The sequence below is a fragment of the Tsukamurella conjunctivitidis genome, assembly GCF_007858475.1.
In the GTDB taxonomy this organism is placed as follows: Bacteria; Actinomycetota; Actinomycetes; order Mycobacteriales; family Mycobacteriaceae; genus Tsukamurella; species Tsukamurella conjunctivitidis.
Genome location: NZ_VIGX01000258.1, coordinates 1 through 543, shown reverse-complemented (window position 1 = coordinate 543; position 543 = coordinate 1). Strand labels below are relative to the sequence as shown.

The following is a 543-nucleotide window of genomic DNA, read 5'->3' as shown; positions in this document are numbered from 1 at the left end:
AAATTAGCAGAGTAATCGGCAGAGAGATCAAGAAACGCTGATAAAAATAGGCGCTCAATCCACAATGAATGGAAGGTCGAATTGTCGACCTTTAGTTCAATTGAGTGATTAGATGTTAACCTATTAAAATAATTGAAGTAAACTAGAGTAATTTCTAATTTCAGATCGAAAAAGGTTTAGATTGAATGGCTTTAAATCAATATGAAACAGATGAGCAACGTGCGGAAGTACTGATCGATTGGCTCAAGAAAAATGCTGGCTACCTCCTTCTTTTGGTGGTTGTCGTGGTCGCTTCTATCGGTGGTGTGGAATATTATAAGCATCATAAAGTTCAGAAGCTCAACGAGGCGTTTGATCGTTATGATTCTTTCTTAACGACTTTTGATACAGGTCCCATAGATGCCACGAAGAGTGCCGCTTTAATTGCTGAAAATGAGGGTGTCTATCAGCTCTTTTCTGCACTTCTTTTAGCAAAAGAAGCACATGGTGCCGGTGATTATCAAGGTGCAGAGACGCTATTAAAATCAGCTCTAGCGACAGATA

Annotated in this window: 1 protein-coding gene; it reads left to right on the top strand. The window is 39.2% G+C overall.

Features of this window, described 5'->3' with window-relative positions:
* Positions 1 to 185 precede the first annotated feature (185 nt).
* Positions 186 to 543, top strand: a 358-nt coding sequence (locus tag FK530_RS27715; RefSeq protein ID WP_146489520.1) for a tetratricopeptide repeat protein, incomplete at its 3' end; no start/stop codon positions are given.